This is a genomic window from Pantoea sp. SOD02, assembly GCF_024707505.1.
Lineage (GTDB): Bacteria > Pseudomonadota > Gammaproteobacteria > Enterobacterales > Enterobacteriaceae > Pantoea > Pantoea symbiotica.
On sequence record NZ_CP102605.1, the window covers coordinates 464,314 to 479,041 of the forward strand.

Here is a 14,728-nt window from a genome sequence, read left to right on the forward strand (position 1 = left end):
TCGCGCAATGGCAAACACAATGTCAATCGCAATGTACCTCTGCAGAAATTCTGCTTATTAACCGCTCAAACGAGGAGTGAAATGATTTATAAACCCCAAAGCATCACCCCAAGTCACGCCACACGACTGACGTTCTTTATCGCCGGATTTGTGACTGCGACCTGGGCGGTGATTGTGCCTTTCGCGCGCAATAACACCGGCGTTAACGAGGCGATGCTTGGCACATTGCTATTATGTCTGGGATTTGGTGCGCTAATCGCCATGCCCGTTACTGGATTACTCACCAGCCGCTTTGGTTGCCGCAGGGTGATCATCGTTGCAATGGGGTTAATCATCCTTAGCACGCCACTGCTCGCCGTGATTGCGAATCCTTTACTGCTTGGCCTGGCTTTGCTGATTTTTGGCGTTGGTGTCGGCGTGACAGATTGCGCGATGAACATTCAGGCTATTCTGGTGGAGAAACAATCCTCAGTTCCACTGATGTCTGGTTTTCACGGCATGTATAGCTTCGGCGGTATTGCCGGTGCCGGCGTAATGACATTGCTGCTGTCGCTGGGAATGACCGTTTTAGCCGGAACGCTGCTGGTGACTTTTGCGGTGATTATCCTCGCCGTGCTCAGCTATCCGGGACTTCTGACCTATGCCAATCCTAAAGAAGGACCAGCCTTCGCCGTGCCGCGCGGAAGTGTATTGCTGCTGGGACTCATTTGCTTCGCGGTATTCCTGACCGAAGGAACGGTACTGGACTGGAGCGCCGTCTATTTGACCCAGGCTCGAAATATGCCTGAGACGCTAGGTGGACTGGGTTACACCTGCTTTGCCATTGCGATGACTGCGGCCAGGTTGACCGGCGATCGCATTATCTCCACGTTTGGGCGTTTACCTGTAGTGTTGACGGGTGCCATCACTGCAGCAATTGGCTTGGCATTGGTCACTTATGTGCCATCGTGGCCGCTCTCTTTGGTGGGCTACGTTTTGATTGGCGCAGGCTGCGCCAACATTGTGCCGGTGATGTTTTCTGCCGTTGGGCAGCAAAAAGTCATGCCGCAGGCTGTCGCGGTGCCAGCAATGACCACCTTAGGTTATCTCGGCGTACTCAGTGGACCCGCAGTGATTGGCTATGTTGCGCACTTTAGTTCTCTGACTTTTGCATTTTCACTGATTATGGCGCTGATGCTGGTGGTTGCGGCATTGTCACTCACGCTAAATCTGGGCGAGAAAACAACCGCGAGGGAGAACGCATGAAAATCGCACATGTGGCATTGTGGACGCGCAACTTAAGTGCCCAAAAATCCTTCTGGCAGGATTTTTTTGCCGGGACATCCAATGAACTTTACATCAGCAAAAACCGTCCAGGTTTTCGCTCTCATTTCATCAGTTTGCTCGAAGGTCCAACCTTAGAATTGATGAGTCTTGACGATTTAGCAGCAGGACCTCATGGGAAAGAGCTGACTGGATGGGCGCATATCGCGATTCATGTCGGTTCCAGGCAAGAGGTGGATTCGATGGTTGCCAAAGCAAGCGAGCAGGGGATTTTAGTCAGCCCGGCCCGTACCACCGGCGATGGCTTTTACGAAGCCATCATTCGCGATCCGGATGGTAATCTGATCGAGATTGTCGGTTGAATCTAAACGCGCAGCCAGAACCTATCAGGCTGCGCGTTTAGATGCTTATTGTTCTATGCTGGTCAGCAGCGCATTCTGAATAATTCTTTGCGCTTTCAGTGGGTTTTGCTCGCGCTGTGCTTCCTGTAATGCGGCGATATCCAGCTTATCCAGCGCGCGATAGATATGCTTGAGGAAACGAATCGACAGATTGGCAGCTTCTACATGATCTTCGCGGAACGGGAATTGATCGAGCTGCCACACGCCGTCCCAGTTGTTGACCTTCAGTACATAGAAGAACTCAAAAATCTCGGTCATGTGTACGGTGCCGACGACCAGATCGTCATCCCAGCCGCGCAGGTTGTCGTTGACGTCCATACCAAACAGGCGGCCGCGATCGATAATCAGCTGGGCGGAATCCGCTGGCGACTCCCCAGCAAACAGCGCATGACCGAAATCCAGTAATACGCCGACGTTATCCAGGCCAATGTCTTCGATGCCGAGCAGAGTACGCGCGGCCGAATCCCAGGTCATTTTCACGCGCGGTTCACGCGGCTTGTACTCAATAGCAAATTTGACGTCCGGATTGGCGCTCGCCAGTTCGCGCATGCCATCCACCGCCATCTTCCACAAGTTTTTATGATCGACCTGGAACGGATAATCCCAACCGTCCTGACCTGGCCAGACTTTCACGTAGTTAGCGCCCAACTCACGCACCACGGTGGCCGCTTCATGCATCAAATCAAAAGCCTGTTTACGAATGGCGGCATCTGGATTGGTGAAGGCACCGCGTGAGAAGCGGCGCAGATAGATTTCCGGGGTCACGCCAATCGCTTTCAGTCCGGCATCGGCCAGCGCTTGTTTCACCTGCTCGACCGTTACGCCTTCGGTAAACGGATAGGGCACATCAACGTAGGAAAGGTCTTCAACGCTGCCAGCGAGTTTGATCTGATCAAGGGTGCTGAGCGCCGGTCCGTAACCGTCTACGGCGTAACGATCGATATAGTTGGCAAAGTGCCACAAGCCGGCACCGAATTTCGGATACGTGTAGGAACTCATTCGACCTTCTCCTCAGATGATTGCACTCGTGAATATATATTCACGTTGGATTATATATTCCATTCTGCGCCTCGATGTGCGCACTTAACCAGCAATCAGTGGAGAAAATGCAACCACAATCACACAAAATCACTTAAACCGTAGGGTCGCCATTCATGGTGACCTGGTTTGTACAACGTTGGTGGCGTAATTCTTGTGGATCGGTCGCCATTAATGGCGACCCTACGTTGATTACATCTTTGCCTGATAACCCATTCGGCTTAACCGGCTGAATAACTCTTTATTATTGGCGCAGTTGAGCTTGCGAATAATACTTTGGCGGTGATGGCTAATGGTTTTACAACTGAGATGCAGTTTGTGCCCGATATCGGTGAGGTTGCTGGTTTGTCCTAGCATGCGCAATAAGCCAAATTCACGCGGTGAAAGGGTTTGTTTGGTGCGGCGAACTCCCACCGCAAATTCCGCAGACGACGGCAAACCTAATACAGCATCTGAAAGCTGTTTCAGGCTGCATGTTTTCGACAGAAAGGTAACGCCCGCCAGCACGCCAACCACATAGCTGGTTACCGCTTTCTCATGCAGATCGGTCAGCACGATAATTCGCGTTGCCGGAGATGAACGCTGCACTTTGAGCAGCAGCTCGGTGAAGTACTGCACATCGCGGCCATAAGCGGTTAATTCGCTGATAAGCACATCGGTTCCTGCTACTTTGCTTAACGCTACGTCCACATCGTCACTATCAATATTTTTAATCTGAATGAATTTCCCGGCAAAATAACGCGAAATCCCTTCGGTAATCCATCTGTTATTGTCTATCAGCGTTAATGACAACATAGTTATCCCCATCCTTATTATGCTGCTATTAAAGCGCGATGGCGGCGCGATAAATATCGGACAGGGGAAGGGAGGTTTGTATGAAATTTCCTAAATTCGTTTTTGCGCATTTTTAGGGCAGATGCTGCACCAACAGCTTACCTTTTACTCTTTTTCCTACGTACTTGACCCCGCAAGTCTCAACCCAAAGAAAGAAAATTCCGATGAAAAACCCGCAAATTCCTCGCGTTAAGAAATATTGCTAGCAATAAAGCTAGAGTGGCATATCCCTTGCTTTACTCCTCACATCGCAAGATGTGTTCAATCAGGAGGCCGTTATGTCATCGCCGCAGGTTATGTGGGATATCGCCAGCCATCAGCGTTACGCCTACAGCTCAATCGAACATCAGGTATTGCCCGTCTGGCCAAAAGGCAAAGGTCTGGCGCTGTATATCGCCATGAATCTGGAGCATTTCGCGTTTGGCTTGCCGGAAGGCGCCAAGCTGTCGCAAGGGGCGAATCGTCTCGACGTACTGAACTATGCGTGGCGCGACTACGGAAATCGGGTGGGCGGTTGGTATCTGGCCGATCTGTTTGCCGAACTGACTATTCCGCCAGCGGTGATCGCTAACACAGCGATCATCGATTATTGCCCACAGTTGCTGGATCGCTGGATAAGCCTGCCCGGTAGCGAACTGATCGGCCACGGTCATACTAACTCGCAGCGTCAGGGCGAACTGAGTCGTGAAGATGAGTTTGCGCTGATCGCCCGCTGCCAGCAGCGACTCACCGAATATCAGCAACGTCCGGTGGCGGGTTGGCTGTCGCCGTGGATCTCCGAAAGCCACGACACGCCTGACTTACTGCGCCAAAACGGCTTCAGCTACACGCTGAACTGGGCGCATGACGATCGTCCAGTTGCGTTGCAAACTTCGCACGGCGATCTGCTGTCGGTGCCGTATCCGCAAGAGATCAACGACATTCCCACCATCATTCCTAACGGCACCTCGATTGAAACCTTTTGCAGCATGATTGAAAGCCAGTTCGCCGAGATGAAACTGCGCGCCGAACAGCGCCCGCAGGTGATGGGCATCGCGTTGCATCCTTACATCGTCGGTCAGCCGTTCCGACTTCATCATTTACGGCAGACGCTAAAGAACATTATCGCGCAGTGCGAAGACGTATGGATTACCACGCCAGGCGAGATCGCCGCGCATTCACTGAACGTAACCAACAAAGTCGCCTGATATCACTGGAGAACAGCATGACCGCAGCATCAACAGCAGTAGAGATCGTGAAAGAGTTTCTGGCGGCGTCGATGGCGCCTGATCCAGACCGAGCCGCAGCGCTGATGGCCGCGGATGTGGTCATCACTTTTACCGGCAAGCGCGTAATGCCCACCGTACATGGCGTCACCGCGTTTAACGCCGGGCGCTATCAATGGGTGAAAAAGCAGTTGGGCGAGTTTGACTGGATGGAGAAAAGTCCCGGTCATGTGGTGGTGTACTGCACCGGCTTTCTTTATGGCGTTTGGCCGGACGGACGTGAATTCGCCGGTAATCGCTACCTCGATCGCTATGAGGTGATTGCAGGGCGCATTAGCAAAATGGATGTGTGGAACGACAGCGCCGAGTGGATTCTGACGCCAGAGCTGAATCAGTCACCACGTTAATAACAAACAAATCAACTGGCATTGGCTTTGCATGCATTGCTAGCAATAACCTTAGCAAACTAATGAGAGATCAATGATGAAGCAACTTTTTCTGTCGTTGTTAGTAGCAGGTTCGTTAGGTGTGGTCAGTCACGCGGCGCTGGCGGAGAACGTGGTGCGCTGGGCAACCGATGCCGATATCCCGACGCTGGATCCGGATGCCTACGCATCCACCAAAGCGCTGACCTTTCAGAATCACATTTATGAATCGCTGGTGCAGCGCGATAACGATCTGAAAATCCAGCCGTGGCTGGCGCTGAGCTGGCAGCAGATCGATGACACCACGCTGCGCTTCAAACTGCGCGAAGGGGTGAAATTTCATAATGGCGACGAGCTGACGTCAGAAGATGTGGTGGCATCGGTGGCGAGGGTCACAGATCCGGCTTCGGGTATTCGCGCAAACGCCTCGACCATTAAAGACGCGGTGGCGGTAGACAAATACACCGTGGATATTCATCTGGTGAAGAAAACCGGCATCGCCATCAACGAGCTGACCGGCGTGATGATCATGGATAAGAAGTGGCTCAGCGAGCATAACGCGCTGAAGCCTACCGATATCAGCCAGGGCACGGAAGGTTACGCCACCAACAATACCAACGGTACCGGGCCGTTTATTTTGCAGAGCCGCCAGCGTGATACGCAGATGGTGCTGGTACGCAATCCTGACTGGTGGAATGCCGCTGCCGGCACCACCAATATTGACAAAATCATTTTCAAACCAATCTCATCCGATGCCACGCGCCTCTCTGGCCTGCTGGCGGGTGAATACGATTTGGTGACCTCGGTGCCGTTGCAGGATATTCAGCGTCTGCAAAACAATCCTGCCGTGCAGCTGCAGGTGAGCCCGTCGTTACGCGTTGATTATCTGGCGCTCAATATGCGCGACACCCTGAATGCCAAAAACGCCAAAGCGGAGAATCCGCTGAAAGATATTCGTGTACGTCAGGCGCTGTACATGGCGATTAATCGCGAAGCGATCACGCAAAAAGTGATGCGCGGTCTGACCAAACCAACCAACAACTATCTGGCGCCGGATATTCCGGGTTATGACGCTAAGGCGGGCGTGGATTATCCATACGATCCAGCGAAGGCCAAAGCACTGCTGGCGGAAGCCGGTTATCCGCAAGGCTTCAACCTTAACTTTGATTGCCCGGAAGGCACCTACATCAATGCTCCGCAATGGTGCCAGGCGGTGCAGAGTTACTGGTCGAAGATTGGCGTGAAAGCCGCGCTGAATGTGCATCCGGCCAGCGTCTATGACCCGATTCTGGTCAATGGCCGCACCGATGTCGGCGTGCTCGGCTGGGCCAACCTGCCGATCATGGATCCCTACAGCGTGGCGGTGCAGCTGCTGCACACCAGTAACGGGAAAAGCCTCGGCACCTTTAACATTCCGCGCTACAGCAATCCGGCAGCAGACAAGCTGATCGACGACTCGGTCGGCGAGCTGGATAACACCAAGCGCATTGCCATGCTGAGCCAGGCCGTCGCGCTGGCGAATAAAGATCTGCCTTATCTGCCGATGCACTTTGAACCCACCGTTTGGGCGATGAGCAAAAAACTGACGCTGAAGCAGACGCCAGATAATGTCCAACGCCTGTGGTACGGCAAGGTTAGCAACTAAATCTGCCAGGTCATGCACGTCAGTTAAGCGTAAATCGGTCGCCATAAATGGCGACCCTTCGGGAGGCCGTTATGGTGTTTTTTGTGCGCAAGTTACTGCAGGCATTTATGTTGCTGGCGGGTGTGGCGCTGCTCTCTTTTATTCTGTTTCAGTATCTTGGCGATCCGGTGGCCAGCATGCTGCCGGAAAGCGCCACAGAGGTGGAGCGTGCCGCGTTGCGCACCAGTCTTGGCCTCAACGATCCGGTGATTGTGCAGTTCTGGCACTACATTACGCGCCTGCTGCACGGCAACTTTGGCATCTCCTATTACAACCAGGTTTCGGTGTTCCAGCTGATCATGGAACGCCTGCCGGCTACGCTGGAACTGGTGTTTGTGTCGGTGGTGATGGCGATGGCTATCGGCTTTCCGCTCGGGGTTTGGTCGGCCATCAGCCGCAACAAACTGCTGAAAGAGGGCGTGCAAATCCTGTCGCTGATTGGCGTTTCGCTGCCGTGGTTCCTCACCGGCATCATCCTGATCATCGTGTTTTCGGTGTGGCTCGGCTGGTTTCCCTCCAGCGGTCGCGGTGAAGTGGTGAAAATCGGCTTCTGGAGCACCGGCTTTCTCACCGCATCTGGTTGGCACTCGATCGTGCTGCCGGCGCTTTCGCTCGGTTTGTCGATGGTGACCATCATCATGCGTCTGATTCGCACCGAGATGCTGGAAGTGATGAAGTCCGATTACGTCAAATTTGCCCGCGCGCGCGGCATTGAAAATTATCGCATCTGGTTTCGTCATGCGCTGAAGAACGCGCTGCTGCCGGTGGTAACGGTAATTGGTTTGCAGATTGGCGGTTTGATTGCCTTCGCCATTGTGATTGAAACCGTCTTCCAGTGGCCGGGAATGGGCTTGCTGCTGATTCAGTCGATCAATTTCGTCGATGTACCGGTTCTTTCAGGCTATCTGCTGTTTACCGCCCTGATTTTTATCGTGATCAACACGCTGGTTGATCTGTTGTATTACCTGATCGACCCGCGCATGCGGGCTCAGTAAGGAGTTGCCATGATTAACGATAATGTCCCGTTACGCCGTCGTACTCGCCTGGCTCAGCAGTGGCGCGCCTTTACCGATAGCGATCTGCTTTGGCTGTTCTGGCGCAGCAAAAGCACGGTGGTGGCCTTCACTTGCTGCCTGCTGATTTTGCTCTGCTCGCTGACCAGCCACTGGATTGCGCCACACAACGTGTTCGATACCACCACGTTTGACCTGATGGATTCGGAATTGCCGCCATCGTGGATGAGCGGTGGCGACGCGCGTTTCTGGCTGGGAACCGATGTGCAGGGGCGCGATATTTTGTCGCTGATGCTCTACGGCCTGAATATCTCGCTGATTATTGGCGGGATCAGCGTGCTGTTATCAGTGCTGCTTGGCGTGGCGCTGGGCGTGTTAAGCGGCTATTTCGGCGGCTTGGTGGACACGCTGATCATGCGTTTTGCCGATGCGATGCTGAGCATTCCCACCATTATGTTCACGCTGCTGGTCAGCGGCGTCGCACGCGTAGTGATCCCCAAAGAGCTGATGGGGCATTTTGCACCGGCTATTCTCACCGGCGCGATTGCGCTAACCGGCTGGATGCAATACGCCCGCACGGTGCGCGGCTTGACCATGCTGGAGAAAGGGCGCGAATACGTGATGGCTTCGCGCATCAGTGGCGCCAATCATCTGCACATTATGCTGCGCCACATCGTGCCGAACGTGCTGCGTCCGGTGCTGGTAATGGCCACGCTGCATCTGGGCGTAGCGATTCTGACCGAAGCGACGCTCTCGTTTCTTGGCGTCGGCATGCCGCCGGATCAACCTTCGCTGGGCACCTTAATCAATGAAGGCAACCAGTATCTGTTCTCCGGACAGTGGTGGATTGTGGCTTTCCCCGCCGCGCTGCTGGTGATCCTTTCTCTCTCTTTCAACATGCTGGGCGATTGGTTGCTGGACGCCCTTAACCCGAAATTACGTTAGGAGCCTCAGGATGCAGCCAGCCAACCAGACGTTACTGGACGTCAGAGATCTCAGCATTGAGTTTCTCCATCGCAAGGGCAATTTGCAGGCGATACACTATCTGTCGCTCAGCATGCAGCCGGGAGAAGTGCTCGGCATGGTCGGCGAATCCGGCGCGGGGAAATCGCTGACCGGCGCGGCCATCAGCGGTCTGTTGCAGGAGCCCGGGCGCGTTAAGAACGGTGAGATTTGGTTTCAGGGCCAGCGTATTGATAACCTGGATGATGACGCGCGTCGCCAGCTTCGCGGCAAAGCCATTAGCTGTATTTTTCAGGATCCGCTCACCAGCCTCAATCCGGTGCTGACCATCGGCCAGCAACTGACTGAAACCATCCGCACTCATTTACCGCTCTCGGCGGCGGAAGCCAGCGAACGCGCCATCAACCTGCTGACCGAAGTGGGGATGAGCAGTCCGGCGCAGCGTATGCATCAATATCCGCATCAGCTTTCCGGCGGCATGCGGCAACGTGTGGTGATTGCGCTGGCATTGTGCGTGGATCCGCAGTTGGTGATCGCCGATGAGCCCACCACCGCGCTGGATGTGTCGGTGCAGGCGCAGGTATTACGCGTGCTCAAGCGCCTCTGTCAGCAACATGGCACCGCAGTAATGCTGATCACCCATGATATGGGCGTGGTGGCGGAAGTGTGCTCACGAGTGGCGGTACTTTACGCCGGTCGCATCGTCGAAATGGGGCCAGTGGAAGAGGTAATTCGTTCGCCCAAACATCCGTATACGCGCGGCCTGATTAACTCGATTCCTTCCATGCGCGAACGCCATGAGTTTCTGGCACAGATCGACGGTGCGATGCCGCGCCTTAATACGCTGCCGGGCGGCTGCGCGTTTCATCCTCGCTGTCCGCATGTCACTGAGCGCTGCCAACGACAACAACCGGAGATGCAGTTTAGCCATTTGTCACAAATCGCCTGCTTTTATCCGTATGGAGAGACGCCATGAAAAGTGAAAAAGCGCTGCCGCCGGAAGTATTAAGCGTGCGCGATCTGCACATTCGTTTTCAGCTCGGACGCGAAAAGCGGACTTCGCTGTTGCGGCGCGGTGCGAAGCGTGAACTGCATGCGGTGCGCGGCATCAATATCTCCATCCGCCAGGGCGAAACCTTTAGCATCGTCGGCGAATCCGGCTGCGGCAAATCCACCATTGCGCGGGCGCTGGCCGGGCTTTATACGCCATCAGAAGGCTCGATAAAATTTGCCTGGCAAGGCGAGGTGAGCGACAGCCACAGCGCGCAAAATGGCACCCAGATGATCTTCCAGGATCCCTATGCCAGCCTCAATCCGCGCTGGCGCATCGGACGTTCGCTGGCCGAGCCGTTAGTGCTGAGTAAAAAGGTCGGCAGCACGCGGCAGGCAAGAAGCTATTGCGGACAACTGCTGGAGCAGGTTGGGCTTTCCGCTAACGATCTGGATAAGTTTCCCCATGAGTTCTCCGGCGGTCAGCGCCAGCGCATCTCGATTGCTCGCGCGCTGGCCACGCAGCCAGGCTTCCTGATTTGTGACGAACCGACGTCGGCGCTCGACGTCTCGGTGCAGGCGCAGGTGTTAAATCTGATGCGTCGTTTGCAGCAACAGCACGGGCTGACCTACTTTTTCATCAGCCATAACATGGCGGTGATTTCCCACATCTCCGATCGGGTTGGCGTGATGTACCTTGGCCGTATCGTCGAGCAAGGCACGGTGGAGGAGATTTTTTCTCGTCCCGCACATCCTTACACGCGTCTGCTGATTGCCGCGATTCCACAGTTCGATAATCCCTCGACTGAACGTGAACCGATCGTTGGCGAAGCGCCTAATCCGATGTCGCCGCCGCTCGGTTGTGCCTTTGCCGCACGCTGCAGCCACGCCCAGCCGCTGTGTCAGCAAGCGATGCCGCCGGTGCATGATCTGTCTGATGAGCATCAGATTGAGTGTCATTTCCCTGCGGCCGTCGCCGCAGCTTAATCATCACAAGGAGATCGCAGATGGAAAGTGTGTTAATTCAAAATGTCATGCCGTTTGATGAAAATCAGCCCGTTGACCTGTTGCTCGAAAATGGCGTTATCGCGGCGCGTGGCCACTATTTGCCTGAGCCAGCAGGCGCTAAAGTCATCGATGCCAGCGGCATGCAGGCATTTCCTGGCTTAGTGGATGGCCACGCTCATCTCGACAAAACCTTGCTGGGACGTGACTGGTATCGCAACGAAGTGCCGCGCAATCTGGCGGCGATCATTGCCAACGAGCGTGATTATCGCCGCGAGCAGCAGCCCGATCCGCAGTTGCAGTCAGAACGCATCACGCGTCGCGCCATCGCGGCAGGTACCTCATTTATTCGCACCCATGTCGATATTGATAACGAAATCGGTCTGGCGAATCTGGAAGGCGTGCTGGAAACACGGCGTCGGCTGGCCGGTCTGGTGGATATTGAGATAGTGGCGTTTCCGCAAAGCGGCATCCTGCAAAGTCCCGGCACCGAAGCGCTGTTGGATCGCGCGCTAGACATGGGTGCCGAGCTGGTGGGCGGCTTAGATCCCTGCTCGTACGATAAAGATCCGGTGCGCCATTTGCAGATCATCTTCGAGCTGGCGGTTCGTCACGGCAAAAAAGTGGATATTCATCTGCACGAACGCGGTGAACTGGGTGCGTTTAGCCTTGAGCTGCTGATTGATTTTACCCGCCGCTATCAGATGCACGATCGCGTCACGCTCAGCCACGGCTTCTGTCTTGGCATGATCGAACCGGCGCGCCAACAACAGTTTGCCGAAGAGATGGCGGAGCTGGGAATGTCGGTTGCGACAACCGCGCCGGCGGATATCGCGGTTCCACCTTACGAATTGCTCACCGATGCTGGCGTGGCGTTTTGCGCTGGTAATGACGGCGTGCGTGATACCTGGAGCCCGTACGGCAGCGGCGATATGCTGCAACGTGCCGTCACCATGGGACTGCGCTATCGCTGGCGTCAGGATCGCGAGATTATGCGCGCCGCGCACACCATTACCTTTGGCGGAGCTCGCGTGATGGCGCTGGACAATTATGGTTTGCAGCCCGGCAATCGCGCCGATTTAGTGTTGATTCCCGGCCGCAGCATGGTGGAAGCGCTGGTGGAGTTGCCGCGCGACCGTAAGGTGATCAAAGGCGGCAAACTGATCGCTGCTGACGGGGAGTGCCTGTTCTGATGAGCGAAAAAGTAACCCGACTGCGCGCCGCGTGGGTGGTGGGCTATCACGATGGCGATCACTGCCTGCTGGCGGATGGCGAAGTGGTGTGGCAGGGCGAACGCATTCTGTTTGTGGGTTTTGATTATCCCGGCGAGGTGGATGAAGAGATCAATGCCGGGAATTGTCTGGTGGGGCCGGGATTTATTGACCTTGATGCACTCGGCGATCTCGATACCACCGTGCTGGCCTTCGACAACCAGCCTGGCTGGAAAAAAGGGCGCATTGTCGCCGCCGACTGGCAGCGCCGCGATCTTTACAGCCGCGAGCAGCTCAACTTCGCCAAGCATTATGCCTACAGCCATTTGCTGCTTAACGGCATCACCAGTTTTGCGCCCATCACCTCGATTCTCTATCGTGAATGGGCCGAAGATGTTGATGAATACCTGTATGCCGCAGATGTGGCCGAATCATTAGGCGCGCGAGCATGGCTGGGACCGGCTTTTATGGCGGGCTACTACGCCAGTGATGAGCAGGGACAATTTTCGTGGATAGGCAACCGCGATCGCGCGAAAAAGGGGCTGGACGATGCGGTGAAGTTCTATCAGCTCCTACAGCAGCGCGGCGTTTCAACCTTAAGCGGCATGCTGGCTCCCGACCGTATTGAGGGCGGCGATGCCGTTTGGCTGAAAGATTTAGGTGACATTGTCACATCACTCGCGTGTCCAACGCGGCTGCATTGTTGTCAAAGCGAGCTGGAAGTGCGGGAAATCGCCCGTCGCTATCAAGGGCGCAGTTCGCTGCAAGTGCTGGCCGACAACGGTTTGCTCAATCGCCACATGTTGTTGCCACACGGCCAGTTTCTCGGTGGATTGAACGCCGACGCAGCGCGTGTAGCAGAGGACATCGCGCGGCTGGCGCAGTCAGGTGCTTCAATCGTGGCTTGTCCGCTGGTATCCGGTCGCCACGGCAAATATCTCGAACATTATCCAGCACTTAAATCTGCGGGCGTTAATCTGGCGCTTGGCACCGATACGTTTCCCGCCGATATGTTCACCAATATGCAGATGGGCGTGGTGCTGACGCGCGTGGTCACCGGCGATATCTCAGCGGCCAGCGCCGCCGATTATTACCGCATGGCAACCTTGGGTGGCGCACAAGCGTTGGGACGCGATGATCTTGGCCGACTGGCGGCTGGATGTCAGGCCGATATGATGATGGTCAATCTTGACCAACCCGCGCTGGGACAAGTGTTCGATCCAATTACCACGCTGGTTTTGAATGGCAATGGTCGCGATGTCACCGGCGTGATTGTGGCTGGGCGCAAAGTGGTGTGGGAACGCGAACTGGTCAACAGCGGGCAGAGTGCGGCAGCTTTGCACGCCGCATCGCAGCAGGTATTTTCGCACATTATCTCAACTTATCCCGAACGAACCGTTAGGCATCCGCCGGTTGAGGAGATCGTGTCCTCCTCATTTCCTCGTGTGAACAGAGGCGTAAACCATGACTGATCACTACTTGCTCACCAACGTCAGGCTTGAAACCGGGTTTATCGAAATTAACGGCCATATTCAGGGCACCCAATGCGATCTCTTCACCATAGAAATCAAAGACGGGCGGATAGTGGCGATTCACGGGCAGAGAGAGGTGCAAAGAGCGCTGCCAAAGCGTGATGCTGGCGGCATGCTGATGCTGCCAACTTTGCGCGATATGCATATACATCTCGATAAAACCTTTTACGGCCGCGCATGGCGAGCGGCGAAACCGAATAACGAGCAGGATATTTTCCAGATGATCGCGCTGGAACAGCAGCTGTTGCCGACACTGCTTGCCGATTCGGTCGAGCATGCGCAGCAGTTGATCGCCTTGCTATTGAGTAAAGGCACCACGGTGATGCGCAGCCATTGCAATATCGATCCGGTCAGTGGGCTGCGCAGCCTGGAACATCTGTTGCAGGCCTTAGACGCGTTTGACGGGCAGATAGCGTGCGAAATCGTGGCGTTTCCGCAACACGGTTTACTGAGATCTGGCGTTACCGCACTGATGCGCGAGGCGCTGGCGCTCGGCTGCCAGTGGACCGGCGGACTCGATCCTTCGAAGGTGGATGGCGATATGGCGCGTTCACTCGACACCATGCTGAGTCTGGCGCATGAGAGCGGCACCGGCGTGGATATTCATCTGCATGAAGACGCCAGCACTGGCATTGCCTGTATTGATTATCTGTTGAACACGCTGGAACATACGCCTGAACTGCAAGGGCGAGTGACACTCAGCCACGCTTATTGTTTAGCGCAAATCAGTGATGTTGAGGTGCAGGCGCTGGGTGAACGCATGGCCGCGCTGGGCGTGACTCTGGCGTCTGGTTTGCCGCTGGGCAAAAATGTGATGCCGCTTCCGCTACTGAAACAGTGCGGCGTCAAGCTGATGACCGGCACCGACAGCGTCATTGATCACTGGTCACCCTTCGGTACCGGCAGCATGCTGGAGAAAGCCAATTCATGGGCGCAGCTGTATGGACGCGGCAGCGAATTTTCACTCAATCGAGCGTTGGCGATTGCCACCGGCGATATTTTGCCACTGGATGAGCAGGGCGCGCGTATCTGGCCGCTGGCTGGCGACGAGGCTGATTTTATCCTGATTGACGCCAGTTGTTCCGCCGAAGTTGTGGCGCGTCAGCCAGCAATTTCAGCCAGTTACTTCCGTGGCCAGCAGGTTTACCGCGCATAAATGATGTA

14 protein-coding genes are annotated in these 14,728 nt (G+C 55.2%); 12 read left to right on the forward strand and 2 right to left on the reverse strand.

Annotation, left to right across the window (positions count from 1 at the left end; genetic code table 11):
- Positions 1-81: 81 nt before the first annotated feature.
- Entirely contained in the window at positions 82-1,245 is a 1,164-nt protein-coding gene (locus tag NR302_RS21625; RefSeq protein ID WP_258145231.1) for an MFS transporter, read from the forward strand.
- On the forward strand, positions 1,242-1,625 hold the full coding sequence (locus tag NR302_RS21630; protein ID WP_008106220.1) for a VOC family protein: 384 nt from the start codon (positions 1,242-1,244) through the stop codon (positions 1,623-1,625). Before NR302_RS21625 ends, NR302_RS21630 begins: the two co-directional genes overlap by 4 nt.
- 45 nt (positions 1,626-1,670) lie before the next feature.
- On the opposite strand, the gene NR302_RS21635 is transcribed toward NR302_RS21630, so the two are convergent.
- Together NR302_RS21635 and NR302_RS21640 are read right to left on the reverse strand one after the other, a co-directional pair.
- The gene (locus tag NR302_RS21635) at positions 1,671-2,663 is read right to left on the reverse strand and encodes a sugar phosphate isomerase/epimerase (protein ID WP_258145232.1); all 993 of its coding nucleotides are present in this window, start codon (positions 2,661-2,663) and stop codon (positions 1,671-1,673) included.
- Between the two features lie 231 nt (positions 2,664-2,894).
- The gene (locus NR302_RS21640; RefSeq protein ID WP_258145233.1) at positions 2,895-3,497 is read right to left on the reverse strand and encodes a response regulator transcription factor; all 603 of its coding nucleotides are present in this window, start codon (positions 3,495-3,497) and stop codon (positions 2,895-2,897) included.
- A 317-nt stretch (positions 3,498-3,814) separates the two neighbouring features.
- On the opposite strand from NR302_RS21640, the gene NR302_RS21645 reads away from it, so the two are divergent.
- The 10 genes from NR302_RS21645 to NR302_RS21690 all read left to right on the forward strand — a co-directional run bounded on the left by NR302_RS21645 (position 3,815) and on the right by NR302_RS21690 (position 14,720).
- Positions 3,815-4,723 carry a polysaccharide deacetylase gene (locus tag NR302_RS21645; protein ID WP_258145234.1) on the forward strand — a complete coding sequence of 303 codons (909 nt, stop codon included), beginning with the start codon at positions 3,815-3,817 and terminating at the stop codon, positions 4,721-4,723.
- A gap of 17 nt (positions 4,724-4,740) precedes the next feature.
- Positions 4,741-5,148, forward strand: coding sequence for a nuclear transport factor 2 family protein (locus tag NR302_RS21650; RefSeq protein ID WP_061719442.1), 408 nt, complete (start codon positions 4,741-4,743; stop codon positions 5,146-5,148).
- A 76-nt stretch (positions 5,149-5,224) separates the two neighbouring features.
- Complete coding sequence (locus NR302_RS21655; RefSeq protein WP_258145860.1) at positions 5,225-6,811, forward strand: ABC transporter substrate-binding protein; 1,587 nt, start codon at positions 5,225-5,227, stop codon at positions 6,809-6,811.
- A 71-nt stretch (positions 6,812-6,882) separates the two neighbouring features.
- A complete protein-coding gene (locus NR302_RS21660) occupies positions 6,883-7,845 on the forward strand; it encodes an ABC transporter permease (protein WP_008106202.1) in 963 nt (320 codons plus the stop codon).
- 9 nt (positions 7,846-7,854) lie between these two features.
- Positions 7,855-8,808: an ABC transporter permease gene (locus NR302_RS21665; RefSeq protein ID WP_154191324.1), complete on the forward strand. Its 954-nt coding sequence runs from the start codon at positions 7,855-7,857 to the stop codon at positions 8,806-8,808.
- A 10-nt stretch (positions 8,809-8,818) separates the two neighbouring features.
- Complete coding sequence (locus NR302_RS21670; protein WP_258145235.1) at positions 8,819-9,802, forward strand: ABC transporter ATP-binding protein; 984 nt, start codon at positions 8,819-8,821, stop codon at positions 9,800-9,802.
- Entirely contained in the window at positions 9,799-10,803 is a 1,005-nt protein-coding gene (locus NR302_RS21675) for an ABC transporter ATP-binding protein (RefSeq protein ID WP_258145236.1), read from the forward strand. The genes NR302_RS21670 and NR302_RS21675 overlap by 4 nt, the downstream gene beginning before the upstream one ends.
- 20 nt (positions 10,804-10,823) lie before the next feature.
- Complete coding sequence (locus NR302_RS21680; protein ID WP_258145237.1) at positions 10,824-12,014, forward strand: amidohydrolase family protein; 1,191 nt, start codon at positions 10,824-10,826, stop codon at positions 12,012-12,014.
- Positions 12,014-13,504: a chlorohydrolase family protein gene (locus NR302_RS21685; protein ID WP_258145238.1), complete on the forward strand. Its 1,491-nt coding sequence runs from the start codon at positions 12,014-12,016 to the stop codon at positions 13,502-13,504. The genes NR302_RS21680 and NR302_RS21685 overlap by 1 nt, the downstream gene beginning before the upstream one ends.
- Positions 13,497-14,720 carry an amidohydrolase gene (locus tag NR302_RS21690; protein WP_258145239.1) on the forward strand — a complete coding sequence of 408 codons (1,224 nt, stop codon included), beginning with the start codon at positions 13,497-13,499 and terminating at the stop codon, positions 14,718-14,720. The genes NR302_RS21685 and NR302_RS21690 overlap by 8 nt, the downstream gene beginning before the upstream one ends.
- The last annotated feature ends 8 nt before the right edge of the window (positions 14,721-14,728 follow it).